At 39.1% G+C, this 18,055-nt stretch carries 10 protein-coding genes; all 10 read left to right on the forward strand.

Annotated features, from left to right (window positions below):
- The first annotated feature begins 7 nt into the window (after positions 1–7).
- Positions 8–1,630: a response regulator gene (locus AC6I5B_RS01510; protein WP_118208524.1), complete on the forward strand. Its 1,623-nt coding sequence runs from the start codon at positions 8–10 to the stop codon at positions 1,628–1,630.
- Between the two features lie 3 nt (positions 1,631–1,633).
- Positions 1,634–3,115: a sensor histidine kinase gene (locus AC6I5B_RS01515; protein WP_227038947.1), complete on the forward strand. Its 1,482-nt coding sequence runs from the start codon at positions 1,634–1,636 to the stop codon at positions 3,113–3,115.
- A gap of 150 nt (positions 3,116–3,265) precedes the next feature.
- Positions 3,266–4,258: an ABC transporter substrate-binding protein gene (locus AC6I5B_RS01520; RefSeq protein WP_004611752.1), complete on the forward strand. Its 993-nt coding sequence runs from the start codon at positions 3,266–3,268 to the stop codon at positions 4,256–4,258.
- A gap of 64 nt (positions 4,259–4,322) precedes the next feature.
- Positions 4,323–5,879: a sugar ABC transporter ATP-binding protein gene (locus AC6I5B_RS01525; protein ID WP_004611753.1), complete on the forward strand. Its 1,557-nt coding sequence runs from the start codon at positions 4,323–4,325 to the stop codon at positions 5,877–5,879.
- Positions 5,879–6,979: an ABC transporter permease gene (locus tag AC6I5B_RS01530; RefSeq protein ID WP_118208525.1), complete on the forward strand. Its 1,101-nt coding sequence runs from the start codon at positions 5,879–5,881 to the stop codon at positions 6,977–6,979. Before AC6I5B_RS01525 ends, AC6I5B_RS01530 begins: the two co-directional genes overlap by 1 nt.
- A 25-nt stretch (positions 6,980–7,004) precedes the next feature.
- Positions 7,005–8,033, forward strand: coding sequence for an ABC transporter permease subunit (locus tag AC6I5B_RS01535; RefSeq protein ID WP_118208541.1), 1,029 nt, complete (start codon positions 7,005–7,007; stop codon positions 8,031–8,033).
- 87 nt (positions 8,034–8,120) lie between these two features.
- Positions 8,121–9,620, forward strand: a complete 1,500-nt coding sequence (araA, locus tag AC6I5B_RS01540) for an L-arabinose isomerase (protein ID WP_004611757.1) — start codon at positions 8,121–8,123, stop codon at positions 9,618–9,620.
- Between the two features lie 22 nt (positions 9,621–9,642).
- Positions 9,643–11,238 carry a xylulokinase gene (locus AC6I5B_RS01545; RefSeq protein ID WP_004611758.1) on the forward strand — a complete coding sequence of 532 codons (1,596 nt, stop codon included), beginning with the start codon at positions 9,643–9,645 and terminating at the stop codon, positions 11,236–11,238.
- Positions 11,239–11,251: 13 nt separating this feature from the next.
- Positions 11,252–11,953: an L-ribulose-5-phosphate 4-epimerase gene (locus AC6I5B_RS01550; RefSeq protein WP_022250188.1), complete on the forward strand. Its 702-nt coding sequence runs from the start codon at positions 11,252–11,254 to the stop codon at positions 11,951–11,953.
- A gap of 205 nt (positions 11,954–12,158) precedes the next feature.
- Positions 12,159–18,038: a family 43 glycosylhydrolase gene (locus tag AC6I5B_RS01555; protein WP_004611760.1), complete on the forward strand. Its 5,880-nt coding sequence runs from the start codon at positions 12,159–12,161 to the stop codon at positions 18,036–18,038.
- The last annotated feature ends 17 nt before the right edge of the window (positions 18,039–18,055 follow it).

Genomic DNA, 18,055 nt, shown 5'->3' on the forward strand with positions numbered 1-18,055 from the left:
TATTCGCATGATAAGGAAAATAAAGGTATTTCTTGTAGAAGATGAGGTGATTATTCGCAGCGGAGTCAAAAAAAGTATCAACTGGGAACAGGAAGGATATGAATTTGTGGGTGAGGCAAGTGACGGTGAACTGGCATATCCTATGATCTTAAAAGAAAAACCAGATATTTTGATTACGGATATTCGTATGCCCTTTATGGATGGTTTAGAGTTGAGCCGTCTGGTAAAAAAGGAACTTCCGGATATTAAAATCTTGATTTTAAGCGGATATGATGAATTCGAGTATGCAAAAAAAGCAATTAAGATTGGTGTGACAGAGTATTTGCTAAAACCAATTTCGGCAGCCAAGCTTACGGAGGTGCTGAATGCAGTGGCAGAGACAATCCGGCAAGAAAATGAAGAAAAAAATCTTTTGGAGACATATTTTGCGGAGATGCGGGAAAATACAGAACGGGATAAGATGAGGCTGTTTGAGAAACTGCTGATGGGAGACTTATCTATGGGAGAGATTTTGGAAGCAGGAGAACGGTTTGGTATGAATTTGGGAGCCTCCTGCTACAAAATTGTGCTTTTTAAAATTCTTGCTAATTTAGAAAACCACGTGTATGCAGAGCAGATGGTAGATGCCTGCAGTTCAGTAGAACAAGCAGCGTCAATGATGGAGGGGGTATATGTATTTCAGAGAGGTGTAGAAGGCTGGGCGTTTCTTTTGACTGCACAGGATGAAAAAAGTATGGAAGAAAGTGCAAAAATATTATATCAGAATCTGAAACAGGCAATGAAGAATTATACGCAATTGGAGTATTTTGGTGGAATCGGCAGCACAGTCCCGAGAATACGGAGCTTGAAACAGTCCTTTCGAGAAGCAGACAGGGCATTTGCGGCAAGATTTGTAGAAGAGGCAAATCAGATTATTTCTCAAAAAGAGTTTGAGAAAAGTCAGATGGAAGAAGGATTGAAAATGCAAGGTGTAGTACAAATTGGAAAATCCAGAGAGATGTTGCAGAAATTTCTGAGCAATGGAACGCGCGAGGAAGTGAAAGCCTTTTCTGATGCTTATATATCAAGGATAGAGGAGGAAAATATCCGATCGACGATGGTACGGCAGTATGTTGTGATAGATGTCTGCATAGTCATCTTGTCATTTTGCGAAAGAATATCTTCGGCAAATAGACTGCAGGAGGAGGCAGAAGAGCTGCAAAAGATGATGCAGAAAATACACTCTTTGTCAGAGATTAAAAAATATGTTGTACGTTTATTGAATGAAGCAATAGAATTGCGAGATGCGGAGAGTGGAAGAAGATATTCGGATCTCATTGCGGCGGCGAAAAAAGAGATAGAGAATCATTATATGACGGAAGAAATTTCGCTTAATACAGTAGCGATCAGTGTGGGAATGAGTCCAAGCTATTTTAGTTCTATTTTTAGCAAAGAGGCAGGAAAAACGTTTGTAGAGTATTTGACGGAAGTAAGGATTGAAAAAGCAAAAGAATTTTTGATGTGCTCCTCTATGAAAACGTCTGAGATTGGATATGAGGTAGGATATAAAGATCCACATTATTTTAGTTATATATTTAAAAAAGTGCAGGGATGCTCACCCAAAGAGTACCGAGCGAGAGGAAAGGAATAAAAGATGAAAGACAAGAAAAAGGTCTCTTTGAATACGAGCTTGATCACAATTGCAGTTACGGCATTTGTGCCAATGCTGCTTGTTCTTTTTTATGCATTGTATACGCTCTCCGGCGCTACAACAGCGTATTCAAAAATTACGTACAGTGTTACATATGCGAATGAGGCGCTGGAATTCAAGGAGCGAATGGATTACAGTATGTATCTTGCAGTTGTGAGGAAGATGGCATTTGAAGAGCTGGGGGACGGAGAAATGACGGTCAATGGAATCGTCACAGTGAATCCATATGAATATATTGGAGAGATGGAAAAGCGGTGTTTGACGTTATCGGACTTAGCTACAGTAGACATTAATCGGAACCAGATTACAAGAATCCATAACACATTAGAATCTTTAAAACAGAATATTTCAACACTTCAAGCAAGAATACAAAGCTCTGTAGATTATGAGGAAAACATGGTATATCTGGATGAAAATATTTACATGCTTACAAGTGTTATTCAGGAAGGGATTCAGGAGTACATCCATGTAGAGACAACAAATTTGCAGGAAGTCCGTATTGAGCAGGAGCGTCACAACCAAAAAGTGTACTGGCTTTGCCTCGTAATTGTGATGTCTGTCATTATTGCGGTACTTTTTCTTACCGGAAAAGCACTTCGAAATGTTATGGTTCCGGTTAAAAAATTGTATGAACGGACACAGAAAGTTGCGGGCGGGGATTTTACAGTGCAGAGACAGGACAGCCGTATTAATGAGATTGCAGTGCTGATGGATAATTTTAATGATATGACAAAAGAAATCGGCAATCTTGTGGTAGATATTAAAGAAAAAGAAAAAAATTTACATTTGATGGAGACTAAGCTTTTACAGGAACAAATCAATCCGCATTTTCTTTACAATACGTTAGATACAATTGTGTGGCTTGCAGAAGACAACCGAAATGAAGAAGCCGTAGCCATGGTAACTTCACTTTCAGATTTTTTCCGCACAACACTTTGTCAGGGACGGGATTATATTACTGTCAGAGAGGAAGAGGCACATATTATAAGTTATCTTAAGATTCAGCAATTTCGATATCAGGACATTATGGATTATGAGATTCAGATAGAAGAGGAAATGAAGAAATTTGTGATTCCAAAGTTATTGCTTCAGCCACTTGTAGAAAATGCGCTTTATCATGGTGTGAAGAAAAAACGAGGGAAAAGTCTGATTCGGGTAAAAGGTTTTCAAAAAGATGAAAAGCTTATTTTTCAAGTTATTGACAACGGAAAAGGTATGTCTGCTGAAGAGTTGAACACACTTCGGGAAAATGTTCAGAAAGGACCGGATGAAAGAAAAAATAAAGGTTTTGGTCTGGCAAATGTAAATCAAAGAATTCGACATTATTATGGGGAAACATATGGTTTATACATAGAAAGTACAGAAAATGAGGGGACGGAGGCAACAATTATTATAGCAGCAAAAAATATTGAACATTTACCTTAAAAAAATTAACATTTTGAAAAAAATTAAAAATAATTGAACTTTTTACGGAAGATTGTTGGTTTTAAAATAAAAGGACTTCCAGTATATTAAATGTAACAACCGGAACAGAAAAAAGAGAGACCGGAATACATAGTACAGGGAGGAATTATCATGAAGAAAAAAATTGTAAGTGTTTTATTATGCGCGGCTATGACAGCATCAATGCTCATTGGTTGTGGAAACAAGGACAAAACAACAGGAGAAGATTCAAATGGAGGTGGCTCTGACTTAATTAAAGTTGGAATTATCAACAATGATCCAAATGAATCGGGATATCGTACCGCAAACGACAAAGATTTGAAAGCGAAATTCGCAGAAGAGAACGGATATGATGCACAGTTTGCATATAGTTTAAAAAATGATGAACAGATTACAGCGGCGAAAAAATTTGTGCAGGATGGAGTTGATTATTTGCTGATTTCAGCAGCAGATACAGCAGGATGGGATTCCGTATTAAAAGATGCACAGGCAGAAGGAATTCAAGTGATTTTGTTTGACCGTACAATTGATGCAGACGAAAGTCTTTATGCAGCATCCATCGTTTCCGATATGGATAAAGAAGGTGAGACAGCAGTAAATTGGTTAAAAGATCAAGCACTTTCGGAATACAATATCATTCATATTCAAGGTGTCATGGGATCGGCAGCACAACAAGGACGTACAGGAGCTCTTGACGAAGCAGTGAAATCAGAAGGCTGGAAACTTGTTACACAACAGACAGCAGAGTGGAATGCAGAGAAGGCACAGCAGATCGTTCAGTCAGTAATAGATTCAGGTGAAAAATTTAATGTAATCTATGCAGAAAATGATGATATGGCAAAAGGTGCAGTGGCAGCTCTTGACAAAGCAAATATTTCCCATGGTGTAGGAAAAGATGTGGTTGTTATGGGATTCGACTGTAATAAATGGGCATTAGAAGAACTACTTGCACAGAATTGGAATTATGATGGACAGTGTAATCCATTCCAAGCTTCTTATATAGATGAAGTTATTCAAAAATTGGAAGCAGGAGAAGAAATTGAAGAAAAGACAATCATCATGGATGAAAAAGGATTTGATGCAACAACGATTACTCAGGATGATGTAGATCAATATGGCATCTAATTAAAACTCAGATTTCGAAACGAATAATGTTTGAAAAAAGGAGCGTGGCGCAGTGATAGTACGCATGCACCACGCTCCTTTTGCGAAAAAATTAAGGGGGAAAAGAACAGTGAAAGAAAACACAGTATTAGAAATGAGAAATATTCACAAAAGCTTTCCCGGAGTACGTGCTTTAAAGGGAGTGGATTTTACACTATGTGAAGGTGAAATTCATGCATTAATGGGTGAAAATGGCGCTGGAAAATCAACTTTGATCAAGGTTCTTACTGGTGTTTATGGAAAAGATGAAGGACAGGTTTATATCAAGGGGCAGGCACAGGCAGTCAGCATTCGTTCGCCGCAGGATGCGCAAAAATTCGGGATTAGTACTGTATATCAGGAAATTACGCTCTGTCCGAATCTTTCTGTGGCAGAGAATATGTATATAGGAAGAACAAATAAAGTCTGCCAAAACTGGAAGAAAATGAACAAAGATGCGGATAAGATTTTACAGTCTCTTGGAATTCCGGCAAGAGCGAGTCAACAACTATCCAGCTGCTCTATTGCAGTACAGCAGATGGTAGCTATTGCACGTGCAGTGGATATGGACTGTAAAGTTTTAATTTTAGATGAACCGACATCTTCTCTGGATGATCAGGAAGTAGAAAAATTATTCAAGCTAATGAAAGACCTCAAATCAAGAGGTGTTGGAATTATTTTTGTCACACATTTTTTGGATCAGGTATATGAGGTATGTGATAAGATTACGGTTCTTCGAGACGGAGCCCTTGTTGGAGAATATGAGATTAAAGATCTTCCGCGAGTCAAACTGGTATCGAAGATGCTTGGAAAAGAACTTGATGATGTTGCAGAAATTAAAGACGACAGCATTGTGTACAAAGCAAAGACAGATATTCCGGTATTTGAGGCAGAAGGACTTCAGAGCAATGCGGGAATCAAACCGTTTAACTTCTATATCAAAAAGGGAGAGGTAAATGGATTTACAGGATTGCTCGGTTCCGGACGAAGTGAATGTGTTCGAGCAATTTTCGGTGCAGATAAAGTGATTCGTGGAACAGTTAAGAAAAATGGAAAAGTTGTAAAGATTACAAAACCAATCGATGCTATGAGACAAGGAATTGCATATCTTCCGGAAGACCGTAAGAGAGATGGTATTATTGGAGATCTTTCAGTAAGAGACAATATTATTCTTGCACTTCAGGTTATGAAAGGGTTCTTTAGACCATTTTCTAAGGCAGAGGCAAATAAATTTGCAGAAGAATATATTAAATTGCTTTCTATTAAGACAGCGTCTGCAGATACGCCGATCAAATCATTGTCAGGTGGAAATCAGCAGAAAGTAATTCTTGCAAGATGGCTTTTGACGAAACCCGAATATTTGATTTTGGATGAGCCTACACGTGGTATTGATATTGGTACTAAAATTGATATTCAGAAACTGGTATTAAAACTTGCTTCTGAAGGTATGAGTGTTACATTTATTTCTTCAGAGACAGATGAGATGCTCCGCACATGTTCCAGATTGATTGTAATGCGCGACCGTAAAGTGGTAGGGGAACTTTCAGATAAGGAGCTTTCACAGAGCATGATCATGAATACAATTGCAGGAGGTGAAAAGTGATGAAGACAAAAACAGGAAATAGTTTAAAAGCTATGGATAGATTTAATGGACTGTTTAGAAAGCAGATTTTTATACCGATTGCCGCCCTTGTAATTTTGGCATTGTTTAATCTGATTGTAGATCCATCTTTCTTTAAAATAACATTGGGACATAATGCAGCGGGAGATCCGGTTTTGTCTGGATATCTTATAACAATATTGGATTACGGATCAGAACTTGCAATTCTTGCAATTGGTATGACGCTTGTCACGGCGGCTTCCGGAGGACAGGATATCAGTGTTGGTGCAGCGATTGCAATATCAGGAAGTGTTGTACTTCGAGTCCTTTGTGGAACAAACTCAAGACCTGACGAACTTCAGGCACCGATTATTGTAGCATTTTTAATCAGTTGTCTTGTAGCAATGCTATTTGGGGCGTTTAATGGTGTGCTGGTTGCTCATTTTAAGATACAACCAATGGTTGCGACATTGATCCTATATACGGCAGGGCGCTCTATCGCAGCTTGGATTAACAACAATGAACTTCCAATCGTAAGTGATAAGACATTTAGTTACATAGGTGGATTTATACCGGGTATTCCAATTCCAACACCGTTTTTCATTGCAGTGTTGTGTATGATTATCATTGCCCTGGCAATGAAATTTACAAATTTGAAGTTATATACACAGGCAGTTGGTATCAACGAATTTTCATCTAGATTGAATGGTTTGAATCCGACATTTATCAAGTTTTTATCATTTGTAATCTTAGGCGTATGTGTGGCGGTGACAGGGCTGATTAAAGTAAGCCGTTTATCTTCTATCAACTATTCTGTTATTGCCAAAGATATTGAGATGGATGCAATTTTAGCCGTTGCCCTTGGCGGAAATGCTTTGAATGGCGGAAAGTTTAATATGGCAGCATCTATTCTTGGCGCATATGTAATTCAGTTCCTTACAACAACATTGTATAAATTCAATGTGCAGGCAGATGCTCTTCCGGCATATAAAGCAGTTGTTGTTATCGTACTTGTTGTGTGCAGTGCACCGACAGTAAGAGAGTGGTTCAAAGTACTTGGAAAAAAAATAAAAACAAAACCAGAAGTAAAGGAGGTCGGTTAATATGGCAGCAGTTAAGAGCAAACCTATGGCAGCAAAACCAGCAGGTAAATGGAAATTAGGAAATATGACCGACACAAACATGCTGCTTTCGATTACGGTTGTTGTATTTTTCCTGATGTATATCGGAGCAATTCTTTTTCAGGGAGGCGGCTTTTTAAAACCACAGACTTTTTTTAATATTTTAAATGCAAATGCAGCTTTGTTGATTCTTTCAGTAGGTATGAGCATTGTTATGATTACCGGGGGAATTGATATCTCTGTGGGTGGTGTGACAGCGCTTGTAAGTATGAGTTGTGCGGTTTACTTGGATTACCATGATGGAAATGTCATTGGAGCGATGGCGATTGCAATTGCGATTGGTCTTGCATTCGGAATTGTACAGGGAATTCTTGTTGCGTATCTTGATATCCAGCCATTTATTGTTACATTGGCAGGAATGTTTTTCGCAAGAGGTATGACAACAATCATCAATAACGATCCATTCAATGTGCAGAATGAATCATTTGTAGCATTGAAAAATACACGTATTATTGTACCTGGCTTTGGCTCTGTGAATCGTTTGGGTAAATACGTAGATGCCTATGTAGAGATTGGTGTAATCGTTGCAATTCTTGTTGTAGTAGTAATGTTCTGTGTTTTAAGATGGACAAAACTTGGCCGTTCATTTTATGCAGTCGGTGGAAATAAACAAAGTGCGTTGATGCTTGGAATTAATGTAAAGAGAACAAAATTCCTTTCACATCTGCTTTGCAGTGTGCTCGCAGGAATCGGTGGATTCGTATACTTTTTGTATGTAGGTTCAGGCTCACCGTCCCATGCAACTGGTATGGAGATGAATGCAATTGCATCATCTATCATTGGTGGAACGATGCTGACAGGTGGTGTAGGAAATATTATAGGTACATTCTTTGGTGTGATTTCACTTAGCACGATTCAGAATATTGTATCGTCAGCTGGTCTCGATGAGGCATGGTGGACAGGAATTACCGTTGCGGCAATGCTTTGCCTGTTCCTTGTGATCCAGAGTATTGTAATGGCACGTAAGAAAAAATAAATAGTATACTCCGAGGGTTTCCGCCAGGGGAGCCCTTGTTGTACATAGTCAGATTAAAAAATTGCGAAATATTAGGAGGGAAACATAATGCTAAAAACAAAGAAATATCAATTTTGGTTTTGCACAGGGTCACAGGATCTGTATGGAGAGGAATGTCTGGAACATGTAGCAGAGCATTCACGCATTATCGTAGATAATTTAAATCAATCGGGAAATCTTCCATATGAGGTAGTGTGGAAACCGACATTAATCACAAATGAATTGATTCGGAAGACATTTAATGATGCAAATATGGATGAAAATTGTGCAGGGGTCATTACATGGATGCACACATTTTCACCTGCAAAATCATGGATTTTAGGACTACAGGAATATAGAAAACCATTGCTTCATCTGCATACACAGTTTAATCAGGAGATTCCGTATGATAGCATTGACATGGATTTCATGAATGAAAATCAATCGGCGCATGGAGACAGAGAGTATGGACATATCTTCAGTCGCCTTGGAATGGAACGAAAAGTCGTAATGGGATATTGGGCAGATGAAGATGTGCAAAAGAGAATTGGTTCATGGATGAGAACAGCAGTAGGTGTCATTGAAAGTAGTCATATCCGTGTGATGCGTATTGCAGACAATATGCGAAATGTTGCAGTGACAGAAGGAGATAAGGTTGAAGCACAGATAAAATTTGGCTGGGAAGTAGATGCTTATCCGGTAAACGAGATCACAGAGATGGTCGACAGTGTTTCAAAAGGAGATATTGATACACTTGTAGAAGAATATTATGACAAATACGAAATTCTTTTAGAGGGGCGCAGCGAGAAAGAATTTCGTAATCATGTGGCAGTACAGGCAGGAATTGAGATTGGGTTTGAACGTTTTCTGGAAGAAAAGAATTACCATGCTATTGTGACTCATTTCGGGGATTTGGGTGGATTAAAACAACTTCCGGGACTTGCAATTCAGCGTTTGATGGAAAAAGGCTATGGCTTTGGCGCAGAAGGGGATTGGAAGACAGCGGCAATGGTACGTGTTATGAAGATTATGACAGAAGGAATGAAAGAAACAAAAGGAACTTCTTTTATGGAAGATTATACTTACAATTTAGTACCTGGAAAAGAAGGAATTTTGCAGTCACATATGCTTGAAGTTTGTCCAACAATTGCAGATGGAAAGATTTGTATAAAAGAGCAGCCTCTTTCTATGGGAGACAGAGAAGATCCTGCAAGACTTGTGTTTACCGCAAAGACAGGTCCGGCAATTGCAACATCATTGATTGATCTTGGTGACCGTTTCCGCTTGATTATCAATGATGTGGACTGTAAAAAAGTAGAAAAGCCAATGCCGAAACTTCCGGTCGCAACTGCATTTTGGACACCGCGTCCAAATCTGCAGACAGGAACAGAGGCATGGATTTTGGCTGGAGGTGCACATCATACGGCATTTTCTTATGATTTGACAGCGGAACAGATGGGAGATTGGGCAGCAGCAATGGGAATTGAGGCAGTCTATATTGATCAGGATACAAGGATTCGCCAGTTTAAAAATGAACTGTTATGGAATAGTGCTGTGTATCGGAAATGATATTTGTTTGGAGGGAAAATAGATGGGCAATGTAAAAGAGACAATTGAAAGTGGAAAGGCAGTGCTTGGAATAGAATTTGGTTCGACGAGAATTAAAGCAGTTTTGATTGATGAGGAACATGTGCCAATCGCATCTGGGGATTACGCGTGGGAGAATCGTTTAGATAATGGAATTTGGACTTATACTTTGGAGGATATCTGGACGGGGCTTCGTGAAAGTTATGCAAAAATGGCAGCGGATGTCAAGGAAAAATACAATGTAACGATTAAACAGCTTGGGGCGATCGGTTTTAGTGCAATGATGCACGGTTATATGGCATTTGATCAGGAAGGAAATTTGCTTGTGCCGTTTAGAACATGGAGAAATGGAATCACAGAGCAGGCGGCAGAAGCGTTGACAGAATTATTCCAATATAATATTCCGCAAAGATGGAGCATTGCACACTTGTATCAGGCAATTTTAAATAAAGAAGAACATGTGAAAAAAGTGGCATTTTTTACAACACTTTCAGGATATATTCACTGGAAATTAACCGGGCAGAAAGTACTTGGCGTAGGAGATGCATCAGGAATGTTTCCAATTGATCCAAATACGAAAAATTATGATGAGAGAATGATTCAGAAGTTTGATACACTTGTGGAAGGAGAAGGATTTTCCTGGAAAATAGAAGAGATTTTACCAAAAGTGTTACAGTCTGGAGAACGAGCTGGGATGTTGACACAGGAAGGTGCGAGGCTTCTGGATATAAGTGGAAATTTGGAATCAGGTATTTTGCTTTGTCCACCAGAGGGTGATGCCGGAACCGGAATGGTAGCGACAAACAGTGTGCGAAAAAGAACAGGAAATGTATCTGCGGGAACATCTGTTTTTGGAATGGTTGTATTAGAAAAAGAGCTGGAAAGGGTGTATCCGGAGATTGATCTTGTGACAACACCGGATGGCAGTCTTGTCGGAATGGTTCATGCAAATAACTGTACATCAGACTTGAATGCATGGGTGGGACTCTTTCGAGAATTTGCAGAAAGTTTTGGCATAAAAGTAGATATGGACAGTCTGTTTGGGACATTGTATCGGAAAGCCTTGGAGGGAGATGACGATTGTGGCGGTCTGCTCTCCTACGGATATCTTTCAGGAGAAAATATCACTGGAGTGGCAGAGGGAAGACCGTTATTTGTGCGTTCGCCAAAGAGCAATTTTAATTTGTCAAACTTTATGAGAGTACATTTATTTACATCACTTAGTGCATTAAAAATTGGTATGGATATTATGATGAAAGAGGAACATGTTGAAATAGATACAATTTTAGGACATGGAGGACTTTTTAAGACCAAAGGAGTAGGACAGAAAATTCTTGCGGCGGCTATCAATGCTCCAGTATCGGTCATGGAGACTGCGGGAGAAGGAGGTCCATGGGGAATGGCATTGCTTGCTGCTTATATGATTCAGAAGGAAGAACAAGAAAGTCTTGGGGATTATCTTAGCAAAAAGGTATTTTCAGGAAATGCAGGAGTCAGCATGGAACCGGACGCAAAAGATGTGGAAGGATTTGAGCGCTTCATTGAAAGATATAAAAATGGAATTGCTATTGAGCAGTCTGCATTAAAAAATTTAGTATGAGGAGGAAGGCATGATGTTAGAACAATTGAAAAAAGAAGTATATGAGGCAAATATGCTGCTTCCGAAATACGGATTAGTAACATTTACCTGGGGCAATGTCAGTGGAATTGATAGAGAAAAAGGGTTGTTTGTCATTAAACCGAGTGGAGTAGAGTATGATTTGCTGACACCGGAAGATATGGTGGTTGTTGATTTAGATGGAAATAGAGTAGAAGGAAGATACAACCCTTCTTCGGACACGGCAACACATGTTGTACTGTATAATCGATTTCCTGATATTGGCGGGATTGTTCATACACATTCTTCATGGGCAACGAGCTGGGCACAGGCAGGGCGCGGTATTCCATGTTACGGAACAACTCACGCTGATTATCTATATGGTGAAGTTCCGTGTGTGAGAAATTTGACAGAAGAAGAGATTGCAGAGGCCTATGAGAAAAATACAGGAGTTTTAATCGCAGATGAGTTTGAGCGAATGAAGATTGATTATGTGGCGACCCCAGCAGTACTTTGCAAGAATCATGGACCATTTACTTGGGGGAAAAGTGCAAACGAAGCTGTCCACAATGCAGTGGTGCTGGAAGAGGTAGCAAAAATGGCGGCTAGGTGTGAGATGTTGAATTCACAAAACACGCCGGCTCCGCAAGAACTTCAGGATAAACATTACTATAGAAAACATGGGGCGAATGCCTATTATGGTCAATCTGAAAAATAAACATTGCAATTTGGTTGCTATGTGCGACAGCAGCAGTAATTGTAATTCTAAAAAAAACAAATTACTATCATAAAAAATCAAACTTTTCTAGATAAAATGCAAAAAAAATCAAACAAAAGTATAAGAAATTATATTTTAACTATTAAAAAAGAACGTTATAGTATCTGATAGGATGCTATAACGTTTTTTTAAAGGAGGTTTTTAAATGAGGAGGCATAAGAGGTTTATGGCAATTCTATTGTGTGCGGCAATGACGTTTTCAGTTCTTCCTTCGGCGGCTGCAAAAGCAGAAGACGAAGAGAAAGTTCTGGAAGTTGTGGCAGAGTATGATATGAGCCATGGAGATGGAAAATTGAGGGATATTTCAGGAAATGAAAATGATGCAGAATTAGTAGGATTTGAAGACTCTGATTTTGTAGAGGAAGATGGGGACACAGTTTTGTGCTTTTCAGGAAATAAAGAAAAGTATGTGAAACTACCGGCTGAATTGGTTGAAGGGGAAAATTTTACAATCGAGGCACAATTTCAGACTGAAATTACAAAGCAAAATTATAATCAATGGCTATTTTGCCTTGGCAGTAAAGTAGATACATGGCCAAACGTAAAAAACTATATTTTTTTCTGCCCGGTACAAGGCGGAAATAACAATGGAAAAGACAAAAATATGCGTGCGGGAATTAAAAATGCAACGAGTGAAATTCTTCTCGGACAGGATGCCCAAATTCAAGAAGGATATAATACGGTAAAGTATGTCTTTGAGGAAGGCAAAGTGACATTATCTGTAAATGAAGAAGAGGTTGAAAGTATAGAAACAGGGTACTCTATTCAGCAGATATTAAATGGTGGAACAGATGGAAATGTTTCTGGATACATTGGTAAGTCCCTATATAGTCCAGATCCGGCATTTCGAGGAAAATTAAAGTCTTTTAAAATTTGTGCGGAAAAGAAGGACAATTCGGATGAAGGGAAAGTTGCAGAGGCAAAAGAACAATTACAACTTCCATATGAAAATGTATATGGAAACATTACACTCCCGAAAAAAACAGAAAATGGTGCAGTGGTGACATGGGAAACGGATCATCCCGAAATTGTGGATATAGAGTCCCATAAGAATGAAGGATATGATGAGACACCGGCAGGGACAGTGACACGTCCTCAAAAAGAAACTACTGTAACAATGACTGCAACATTAACATACGGAAATGCAAGTGATACAAAAGAATTCAAGTTCACAGTTAAAAAGGCAGCTAAGAAATTGAAAGAGGAAGACTATAAAGGCTACTTTTTCTCTTATTTTGCGGGAGAAGGGTATGCAGATGGTGAACAAATTTATTTTGCGGCAAGCAAAAATGGACTGAAATGGTATGACCTAAATGATAATGAACCAGTATTGACTTCTGATCAAGGGGAAAAAGGTGTACGAGATCCATTTATTCTTCGTTCTGCGGAAGGCGATAAATTCTATATGATTGCAACTGATTTAAAAATCAATAGTGGAAATGGCTGGGGAGCAGCACAGACATCAGGCAGTCAATCTTTAATGGTTTGGGAGTCAACGGATCTTGTTAACTGGTCTGATATGCGTATGGTGGAAGTGAGTGCCTCGATTAATGCAGGATGCACATGGGCTCCGGAAGCAACTTACGACCCGATCACAGGCGAATATATTGTATACTGGGCATCGAAAGTGAGTGAGGACAATTATGGGAAGCAGAGAGTGTATTATGCAAAAACCAGAGATTTTTATACATTCACAGAACCAAAAGTTTATATTGAAGACAAGACAGAGTCTTGTATTGATACAACAATCATTTACAACAAAGAGGAACAAATGTATTACCGGTATACAAAAAATGAAGGTAGTGCAACCAATTCAATTGGAGCAAAGACAAAAACAATATTTGCAGAAAAAAGTAAGACTCTTCTTGGAGAATGGACACATATTCCTTCAGAATCCTTAAATAATAACCAGTGGGTGGAAGGACCAACCATATTTCAGTTTAATCAGCAGGATAGCTCCAATGGGAAATGGTGTCTATTAGTAGATGATTTTGGTGGACGCGGGTATTATCCACTTGTTACAGATGCACTTTCGACGGGAGAATTTTCTTCGCCGGAGATATACACCATGCCTTCGCGGGCGAGACATGGTACTCCTATACGTGTGACAGAAGAAGAATATAATGCCGTTATGCAAAAGTGGGGAAAGGGGTCTGCGCAAGAGAATGATGAAGAAGAACAGAAAGCCCCAGTACTCTCGTATGACTTCGAAAATACAGAAGGCTCAGTTATTACAGATATAAGTGGAAATGGAAATAACGGTACAATGTATGGAGAGGCAAAGGTGCAAAAGGATGAGGAAAGAAATTCAAATGTACTATATTTAAATGGGACATCAGAAACATTTGCAGAATTGCCACAAGGATTTTTTGACGGAAGAAATACATTTTCCATTTCAATGGATATGAAAGCAGAAAAAGTAGACGGAAATTTCTTTGCATTTTCGATAGGACAGGACAGTAAGAAATATCTGTTTATGAAACCGACGCAAGATGCAATCAAATCAGTAATAACAACTGGATCATGGGGAAGCGAGAATGGTTTTACGGAAAAAACGGGAACAAGTGTAAAAGATACATGGCTTCATTTGACGCTGATTGTCGATGGAATCGATATGAAGTTATATTTGGATGATCAATTGATTGGGCATAATAAAAATGTAAAACGTGAAATAGTAGAGCTTGGAAAAGAACTCAAGTCATATCTTGGAAGGTCATTCTATAACGGAGACACCTATTTTAAAGGGGCATTTGATAATATAAAAGTGTATAATCGAGTGCTCAGTGATTCTGAACTTAAAGGAGAAGAGACAGATTCTGAGTATAATGCAGGTTATCTTTGGACATTTTTTGATTCATCAGACGGATATGAAAAGATTTTTCTTGGATATAGCAAGGATGGATTGACATGGGAAAAATTAAATAAAGATGAAGATGGAAATGCACAGCCGATTCTTGTCAATGATGCACAAGGCAGTGATCTTGGGGTGCGAGATCCTCACATTATTCGATCAAAAGAGGGAGATAAATATTGGATTTTAGGTACAGACCTCCATGCAGAAGGAGGAGGCTCAGGAGGAAGCGGATGGGATCAGATAAATGCAAGTCAAAATTTAGTGGTATGGGAATCCACAGATCTTGTGAATTGGAGTGAACCGCAGCTTGTTTATGCAGGATTTGATAATGCAGGATGTGTGTGGGCGCCAGAAGCAATCTATGACGAAGCAACAGATGACTATCTTGTGTACTGGTCTTCCAGAGATAAATCAAAAAATGGAACAGATCAAAATGCATTGAGGGTATATGTTTGCAGGACAAAGGATTTCCATACATTTTCTGAACCGAAGGTATGGCTGAGTGAAGATCAGGACACAGGAAATGAAGTCAATATTATTGACAGCACGATTGTAAAATCAGACGGTAAATTTTATCGTTTTTCTACCTCGGATTGGAATACGGTAATCGATGTCAGCAATTCATTATCCGAAGATGTATTCGATGTACGCCAAGGGGAAGAATCGAGCGAAAATGGGGACTGGAAACGTATCGTAAAAAGAAGCGAAAGCAGTCAGGCAGGATTTGACAGAAGAGAAGGGTTTACCGTATATCAACTTCCTGATGGGAGATGGTGTGCAATGGGAGACAATGGAGGCTATAAAGCATTTTTGACAGACGATTTGGCAAGTGGAAAATTTACAGTTGAAAACGCAAACTTTGTGGATGGAAGATTCAGACATGGTACGGTTATTCGGCTTTCAGAAGAAGAAGAGAAAAAAATTTTGTCAGCTTACGGGGAAGATCGAGAGGAAGAGCCGGATCCTGAACAAAAGGTTTTGGCAGAATTTAATTTTGACGAAGAAGGTTCAGGATTTGAAAGTAAATATGCAAGAGCAACAGGAGCGGCATATGAGCTTGCAGACAGCTATTCTGAAGAATCAGGGAAAGCATTATATTTGAATGGAAAAGAGGATAATTTCCTAACGGTAACAGATAAAGAGGGAAAAAGTCTGCTCACAGATGTGACAGAACTTACAGTTTCTTATGATGCAAAAACAGAAAGAAGTGATACAAATTGGATTATGTATGCGGCGCCGAACAAAAATACACCACAATACCAATACGAAAAATATATTGGCATTATGGAAAAAAGTGGAACGACTACAGTTGAGCGATATAAAAACAGTGGAGACAGACCGGCTAATCCTTCAGCACAGACCGGGAATGATTGGAATCACATTGATGTTGTTATGAGCAAGACGGACACAACTATTTATGTTAATGGACAGAAGGTTTCTTCCGAAACAAGTGCTTATAGCTTGAGGAGTATTCTTGGGAAAAACAGTATTCTTCAGATTGGAAAATCAAACTGGGGAGAAGGGGAATATTTTAAAGGCTGGATTGATAATTTCCGCATTGAGAACAGAGCGTTGACAGAGGAAGAGGTAAAAGAACTTTCCGAAGAGTTTTTGGCAGCGCAACCGATTATAAAAGCGGTGACGATTGGAAGCGTTCCGGAAAGGGAGGAGGCATTAGAATATCGAGGAACTGATGATCATACGGCGGTCTTTACTAAGATTGATACAAAGAATAAAGTGATGACTCCATATATTAAAGATGAAGCAGATCTTACCAAAGTTCCAGTCACTTTTACATTTAACGGAAAAGTTGAAATAAAAGTTCAGGATAAAACAATCAGCAATGGAACAGAATTAGATCTATCCAAAGATTTGAAGATCACGCTGATAAGTAATGAAAAAGAAGAAGAATGGACAATTCAAAAACCAATACTTTCCAATAATCCTGTGCTTCCGGGACAGCATGCGGATCCTGATATTGATTACTTTGATGGGAAATTCTGGATTTTCCCAACGACGGATGGGTACCCAGGATGGAGTGGAACAAAGTTTCATGCATTTTCATCAAAAGATTTGGTGAATTGGACAGATGAAGGAATCATTATGGAATTAGCGAATGAAAATCCAGGAAAAAATGAAAACGGAGTGGAGATTGCAACATCACCATGGGCAGAGGGTGGAAGCGCATGGGCTCCAACCATTGAAGAAAAAAATGGAAAATATTATTTTTATTACTGTGGGAAGTTCAGTAATGGACAATCTGCAATTGGAGTTGCAGTGGCAGATCATCCGGCAGGACCTTATAAAGATAAAGGGGAAGCATTGATAACTGTAGATATGTGTAAACAAGCTGGTATCAAGATGGGGCAGGCAATAGACCCATCAATTTTCACAGATGATGATGGAACCTCTTATATTACATTTGGAAATGGAGCTGCCGCTATTGCACAGTTAAGCGATGACATGATGAGCATTGAAAAAGATACTTTAAAACAAATAAATGGATTGACGGATTTTAGAGAATCTGTAGTAGTGACAAAGGCGAATGGGAAATATCACTGGACCTGGTCTTGTGATGATGCCAATAGTCCGAATTATCATGTCAATTACGGTGTATCTGATACTTTGCTTACCGATGATGGAAGTGCATCAGTTACTCTGGTAAAGAAAAATTTACTGGCAAAAGATGAAAGTCTAGGAATACTGGGATCCGCACATCAATCGATAGTACATGTTAAAGACGGTAAAGGTCAGGATCGATATTTTATGGCATATCACAGATTCTACACGCCATTGAATATATTTACGGCAGGAGATGGACTCGGTGTACACAGGGAAACTTGTATTGATGAGATTACTTTTGATAAAGACGGTTATATGCAGGTTACTCCTACACACGAAGGGGTAGACGCAGTGAAAATGATACCGGATGAACCAGAGGTTCCAGATACACCAGAGGTTCCAGATACGCCAGATACGCCGGAACAACCAGAGAATCCTGAAGAACCAATGAATCCGGAACAGCCGGATACGCCACAGAATGATAATGGACAAATGACAACATCCAAACCAGCTCCTACAGGAGATGGCACAAATGTAATACTTTTGATTATGACAATGATGATAGCGTTGGGTGTAGTGTGGAGAAAAAAAGAAACGAAAACCAAATAGAAATCCAGGAGGGGAAG

The sequence above is a fragment of the Faecalimonas nexilis genome (assembly GCF_059731825.1).